Annotated in this window: 6 protein-coding genes; 3 read left to right on the forward strand and 3 right to left on the reverse strand. The window is 36.6% G+C overall.

Annotated features, from left to right (window positions below; genetic code table 11):
* Window positions 1–2: 2 nt before the first annotated feature.
* On the reverse strand, window positions 3–923 hold the full coding sequence (locus tag ACFIME_RS08795) for an electron transfer flavoprotein subunit alpha/FixB family protein (protein WP_375634916.1): 921 nt from the start codon (window positions 921–923) through the stop codon (window positions 3–5).
* A 51-nt stretch (window positions 924–974) separates the two neighbouring features.
* Window positions 975–1721 (reverse strand): electron transfer flavoprotein subunit beta/FixA family protein, encoded by a 747-nt coding sequence (locus ACFIME_RS08800; RefSeq protein ID WP_375633237.1) that lies wholly within the window; start codon window positions 1719–1721, stop codon window positions 975–977.
* Between the two features lie 514 nt (window positions 1722–2235).
* On the opposite strand from ACFIME_RS08800, the gene ACFIME_RS08805 reads away from it, so the two are divergent.
* The 3 genes from ACFIME_RS08805 (at window position 2236) to ACFIME_RS08815 (ending at window position 4965) form a co-directional block, all read left to right on the forward strand.
* A complete protein-coding gene (locus tag ACFIME_RS08805; protein WP_375684813.1) occupies window positions 2236–3054 on the forward strand; it encodes a hypothetical protein in 819 nt (272 codons plus the stop codon).
* Window positions 3055–3232: 178 nt separating this feature from the next.
* Window positions 3233–4153, forward strand: coding sequence for a sulfite exporter TauE/SafE family protein (locus tag ACFIME_RS08810; protein ID WP_375634912.1), 921 nt, complete (start codon window positions 3233–3235; stop codon window positions 4151–4153).
* 2 nt (window positions 4154–4155) lie between these two features.
* Window positions 4156–4965, forward strand: a complete 810-nt coding sequence (locus tag ACFIME_RS08815; RefSeq protein WP_375633234.1) for a TIGR02186 family protein — start codon at window positions 4156–4158, stop codon at window positions 4963–4965.
* A gap of 22 nt (window positions 4966–4987) precedes the next feature.
* On the opposite strand, the gene ACFIME_RS08820 is transcribed toward ACFIME_RS08815, so the two are convergent.
* Entirely contained in the window at window positions 4988–5269 is a 282-nt protein-coding gene (locus tag ACFIME_RS08820) for a DUF6460 domain-containing protein (RefSeq protein ID WP_375633233.1), read from the reverse strand.
* Window positions 5270–6479: the final 1210 nt, after the last annotated feature.

Here is a 6479-nt window from a genome sequence, read left to right on the forward strand (position 1 = left end):
GCTTATAAAGCTTTCTCCAATTCTGGAATAATTTGGTGGAGATCACCTACAAGGGTGTAATCGGCAATTTGCATGATGGGAGCTTCTTCATCTTTATTAATGGCAACAATAATTTGTGCATCCATTATACCGGCTAAATGCTGGATTGCACCGGAAATGCCAACGGCGATATAGAGTTCAGGGGCAACGACTTTTCCTGTTTGTCCAATTTGCCAATCATTGGGAGCATAGCCTGCATCCACTGCTGCGCGGCTGGCACCTAAAGCAGCATTTAATTTGTTTGCAAGAGGAAGAAGCAGGGACATAAATTTCTCTTGAGAACCAAGACCACGCCCGCCTGATATAATAACACGTGCTGAGGTGAGATCAGGACGATCACTTTTGTTTGTCTCTGCTTTTACGAAAGAAGAAAGATTTGGATTGGGAGCTGGTGTTATTGTTTTAATGGGAGCAGAATTATTTTGGGAAGGTGTTGGGGTGAAAGAAGCGGTGCGAACTGTTATAATCTTTTTATAATCATTGGTGCGTACAGTTTCAAATGCATTGCCTGCATAAATTGGTCGTTTGAAGGTATTGGGTGAAAGAATAGCGGTAATATCTGAAATTTGCATAAGATCAAGAAGAGCTGCTACGCGCGGCATCACATTTTTCCCAGTACTGCTGGATGCTGCCATGATCACATCATAATCCTTTGCTAACATGAGAATTGTATCTGCCATAGGCTCGGCAAGTTGATGGGCTAAATAGTCTGCTTTTGCAATAAGAACTTGCCGCACACCATTAAGTTTAGCACTATTTTCCGCTATCGTTTGAATTTTTTCTCCGCAAACCAGAATATCGATATCATTACTGAGTACGCGTGCAGCGGTGAGTACTTTTGCTGTTTCTTCTGTATTATGATCGGCCAATAAAAGAATTGCCATAAGTTTTTGCCCTTTTATGTGAGTGTTGCTTTTACTCTAGTGGTGAGAATATTAAATGCAGTTCTTCTGTTTTAAGGCTCTGACAAGTTCTACTACATTTGCCACTTTTATACCGGATTGACGGGGTTTTGGCTCTTCAACGCTTAAAATTGTTAAGCGTGCTTTCGTATCGACGCCAAGATCAGTAAGAGATTTTTGTTCAATAATTTTCTTTTTTGCTTTCATGATATTGGGGAGAGAGGTGTAACGCGGTTCATTGAGCCGTAGATCGGCGGTCATAACCATGGGAAGGGGAAGACAAAGGGTTTGTGTTCCATTATCAACTTCACGAGTAACTGTAGCATGCCCATTTTCTATGTTAAGATGTGAGGCAAAAGTTGCTTGTCCCCACCCAAGAAGAGCAGCGAGCATTTGTCCTGTTTGGTTGTTATCGTCATCAATTGCTTGTTTTCCTAAAAAGACCATGTCGGGTTTTTCTTCATCAACAATGGTTTTGAGAATCTTAGCAATTGCTAAGGGTTCAAGTGTTTGATCCGTTGTGACAAGAAGTGCGCGATCAGCTCCCATTGCAAGTCCTGTTCGTAGAGTTTCTTGAGCTGCTTCTGGGCCAATTGAAACAAGAAGAACTTCTGAAATTTTACCGGATTCTTTTTGGCGAACGGCCTCCTCCACGGCTATCTCATCAAAAGGATTCATAGACATTTTTACGTGAGACAGATCAACGCCTGTACTATCGGGTTTGACGCGTATCTTGATGTTATAATCAACAACACGTTTGACAGCGACAATTGTCTTCATAATGATCCTCTTTGTTTGTATGTTACAAGTTTATAGCAATACTCATAAGAAACCAAATTGTTTAGAATGAAGTCTCAATTTATAACTTGTGTTCTCTTTCGTATAAGCTTTTTTATGTTTACTTGTACTTTCTCGTCGTCATTTTCAATCTTCATATTTTTGCATTGCCATAATTGCCTTATTTGCTTGAATAAAAAGTAAAAAAATCAATCTGTCTTGTGAGAATATTCTTTTTTAGCTTCTTATGCTTTGTTTATGATGGTGCAATAGGTCCTTTATGCAATGAAAAATTAAGTGAAAAAGATAAAAATGGGGGGAATGATTTTGCTCTTCAAATCTTGAAGACAGAAAAATCAAAGATCTTTCTTTCAAATATTTTGGATAAAAATTGGGGAAAATATTTCTAATACAAAAGTTTTTGGGAGTTCTTAAAGCTCTATTTACTAAAATAGAGCACACTTTCTCATCATTTGTTGCGATTCTTTTCAAAAAGGTTAATGAGGGGTAGGCGTTTGTGAATACGAAGGGTCATACGATCGACCAGGCGACCAAACAGGTTAGGAACGATAAAGTCTTTTCTTTTGTTGAACAGAAAGAGAGAATGGATACTTCTGTAGAAGTAACGATGTCGGATATTGCTCAAAAATTACGCACCGTTTATGCGCAAATGCAAATGAAGCATTCGCCCCGTTCTTTAATGCAGCAGAGTTCTGTAGAAGAGCATTTTAAATCTTACTTAGATGATATTAGTCGGGCCATTTTGGCTGAACATTATATACGTCGTCAAAGAGAAAAAAAGCTTTTCCAGTTTTTAGAGCAGATTAAAACAATTGTTCAAAGTTTGCAGAGTGAAAAAAAAAGCTTAGAAGAAGCAGCGGTAACACGACGGGTGTCTCGTTCAAAATCACCTGATTCTGTTGTACAAAAACTTGCTCACATGGAATGTGAGGGAAATCAAGAACACTTATTACTTCAAAAGGTGCAAAATTTTTCGAAAGAAAACAGCATAATTTCACTCCAAACAAATGTTGAAAATACGTTGCAGCAAGAAAATAGAAGCCCTTTGCCCAGTGATGCTCTGAAATCTTCTTTTAAAAAGGCTGAGGGAGGAGGGAAGCATGCTGTGATAGAAGAAAAGGGGATGATGGGTGCTCAGGCATCTAATCATTGTATTGAGAATGATTTTTCTTCTTTAAGGATGCAGTCTCGGGAACATGTCTCGTTTTTATCTTATTTGGTAAAAAAAGGTATTCTTTGTTTTTTAACCGTTGCATTTGTGGTAGCGATAACGTTATGTTTTTATAGCTTTTTAAAAGGAGCTCGTTTTTTTTAATTTTTATGATGTTGATGTTAATATATGTGAAATGTATTGCGCATTCGTGTTTGTGCGGAAGCTATAGAAGCTAAAATTATCCTTTAAACACGCAACAGAGATTATTGGAAAAGAGGATAATTGGAGAAGGATTCTCTAATTGTTAAAAAAACCTCAAATTATCTTGAAGGTTCTGTAAGTGAGTATTTATTTACCAATTGCTGAAATGTCACTCAATATGCTGATCTTGATTGGTATGGGAGTCGTTGCTGGTTTTTTTTCAGGCCTTTTTGGAATCGGTGGTGGGTTTCTCATCACGCCGTTATTGATTTTTTATAATATTCCTCCTGCTATTGCTGTTGGAACAGGTGCCAACCAGATGATTGCGTCATCTGTAACAGGAGCAATTACACATTTTAGAAGACGTACGCTCGATATTAAACTTGGTATTCTTTTGGCGCTTGGAGGAGGGATTGGTTCTTTAATCGGGATTCAGGTTTTCTCTGTTTTGAAAAAGTTAGGTCAATTAGACTTAATGATTTCGCTTCTTTATGTGATTCTTCTTGGAAGTGTAGGAAGCTTGATGATCGTTGAAAGTTGGTATGATATGATGCGCAAGCGTAAGGCAGGAAAAGCCAATATTCGTCTTGCTGGTCGACATAACTGGATTCATCGCTTACCCTTAAAAATGCGTTTTCGGACATCTATGATATATGTTAGCATTATTCCAGTTTTAGGGATTGGTCTCATTGTGGGGTTGTTGTCTTCTATTATGGGAATTGGTGGGGGGTTCTTTATGATACCAGCATTGATTTATCTTCTGCGTGTTCCAACCAGTGTGGTGATTGGGACTTCACTTTTTCAGATTACATTTGTGTCTTCTTTCACGACAGTTTTGCAAAGTATGACTAATCAGTCCGTTGATATTGTCTTGGCTTTTTTGTTAATGCTTGGAGGAAGTATTGGTGCGCAATATGGAACACGGGTTGGACGGAAGTTAAAGGCTGAACAATTGCGTATGGCGCTTGCATTTTTAGTGTTGATTGTGTGTATGCGTCTTGCTTTTCAATTATTTATACGCCCTGATAATCTTTTCTCTCTGGATATTCTTATGAGATAAAAATGGGTAGATTGTTTTCTTTATACATCATTGCAGGTTGCTTTTGTTTTATTTCTTTTTCTACATGGTCACATGTTGGGACGCCAGCTACATTCATTGATCAAGTTGACCACGAAACTGTCCAAATTATTGTAACAACGAATACGATTACTGTGGATGCAAATTTTGCTGGTCGTGATCTTTATATTGCTGGTGTTTTGGAAAATATTGATCCATTATATTCTCGACAGAACCGTTACGATATTGTTGTAAGCTTGGAGGGACAAGATCGGACAATGGTGATGCGAGAAAAAAAACGCAATGCCGGTGTATGGGTCAATACAGATTCTCTTATTTTTAAAAAGGTTCCTCTTTTTTACTCTATGGTCACAACACGTGAAATTGGCGATATTACAAGCATTGAAGATTATAAACGCTTAGGGTTAGGATTACTCTATTTGCCATTGCAGACGGATGAACAAGATCAGAAAAAAATACAAACCTTTCGCGATGAACTTATAAAATTGCAAAAAGCTAAAAGCCTTTATTATGAGGAAGTGGGTGGGGTTCGTTTTGGTTCTGACACACTTTTCACAGCACATTTTCGTTTGCCAGCAAATATCCCAGTTGGACATTATAAAGTTCGTGCTTATCTTTTTCGTGATGGACAGTTTATTGATAGTGCTACAACGACTCTTGAAATTGTTAAAGCACATATCACTTATACAATTTTTTATGCAGCGCACAAGTATCGTTTTTTATATGGTATTGTTGCAGTGATTATTGCTATTACTACAGGATTTTTGTGTCGTTTGATTTTTCGAAAAGATTAACGCAAGGAAAATGTTAAGGCTTTTATTTTTTATGAAAAATTCGTAAGATAAGAAAAATAGGTACAACAACAATAGCTCCTGTCATAGTTATATGGAAGAAATTTGTAAGCGTTATAAATCCTGCTTCCCATAGTGATTGAAAAAAATCTACTATTTTTTGTATGAGGTTTCGAGGTGTCCATCCCAAAAAATTCATTACGATGCCAATGAAGAATGAAAGAATAAGCAATTTTAGACTAACGCGGCTTAATTTTTCTCTAAGAAACGCATGAAAAGAATTTAATAAATTTTTTTTTCGCTTCATTCTAAGATACTTTCGAAGATCGTGTTTTTTATTGTATTATCATAGTACAACGATGTTATTATCATAAAGGAAAAACATTTTTTTATTTTTTCTTACTTTTTTGAGTTTATCACCTTAGTCTGGTTAACGGTGCTGGTTTTTGAAATATACACATGTTTTATTGCATTTTTTGCGATATTTTCATGGCGCTTCTTTTATTAAATGAAGGGATATCCTTTCGTCTCTGAGAATTTGTAGAGAAATTTTATAACGTTTCAGCATTTCTTATCAGAGTGAGAGTTCTAGTATATTGAAGATTTTGTCACGAACTTATTATTGTCGTGTATAGAAATAATATTTCAAGACAGTTTACTTAAAAAAAGACTATCTATTCTAATAAGGGTATGCTTATATAGGTATTATATTTAGATATTTCAACCTTAGTGCATTGAAAAGCTCTTTTTTTTCTGAAAAAATGTAAGCAATGAATTGAGTGTTGTTAAAGGAGCAAAGATATTAAAAATACGATGTGGAAAAAAGTTTTGTTATGTGCGGGTGCGTAAAGGAATATCGGGGGGAGACCATGCTCCTTTTATTTAGAAATAAAATATAATTTAAAAGCTGTTATTTGGCAGAGGATTATGGAAAAATTCAAAATTCCTCTTGTAGGGGGAGGAGGTCATGTCGGTTGATGGGTGAATTTTCCTGTTTTGTTAAAATGTCAAATTGTTATTAGAGCTCTTTGTTATTAAGGCGCTTAAGCTAACAAGGAAGAGTCTTTTGATAGCATAAAAAGGCGAGAGGAAAGAAGAGACAAGCTTACCCGACAAAAGAGAGAAAATAGTGGTTTTATAGTCTTCAATTGTAGGCGTTATGACATCATGAATAGGCTCTGTTATGGGGGAGCATTCATTGTATGTCAGAGTGTTTGTTGTTGCATGTTTTGGTTTGTCTTGGCTTATAGGTGTGGGTAGAAGTCCGTGGTTGGTAAGTGGTGTTGTTTGAAGGTTTTAATAATACTTTGTTTGAGGCGCTTATGGGTCATCTAACCTTATTATTAAGCATGTGCTTGTTGTGTGGGAAATTTATATAGTAAACTTTAAAAGGAAAAGTCTATGAACTTGAAGAAAAAAATATTACAAAATAGCAGCTCTCTTGTTTCTGCTCTTATGGCATTGGCGATGGTTGCACAACAAGCTTCAGCAAAAACACCGGCTGATACCCTTGTGAT

Source organism: Bartonella sp. AP1QHHD (assembly GCF_042196265.1).
Lineage (GTDB): Bacteria > Pseudomonadota > Alphaproteobacteria > Rhizobiales > Rhizobiaceae > Bartonella.

Coding starts and splice junctions, on each gene's coding strand:
- ACFIME_RS08795 (WP_375634916.1), bottom strand. CDS start 923: ATGGCAATTCTTTTATTGGCCGATCATAATACAGAAGAAACAGCAAAA.
- ACFIME_RS08800 (WP_375633237.1), bottom strand. CDS start 1,721: ATGAAGACAATTGTCGCTGTCAAACGTGTTGTTGATTATAACATCAAG.
- ACFIME_RS08815 (WP_375633234.1), top strand. CDS start 4,156: ATGGGTAGATTGTTTTCTTTATACATCATTGCAGGTTGCTTTTGTTTT.
- ACFIME_RS08820 (WP_375633233.1), bottom strand. CDS start 5,269: ATGAAGCGAAAAAAAAATTTATTAAATTCTTTTCATGCGTTTCTTAGA.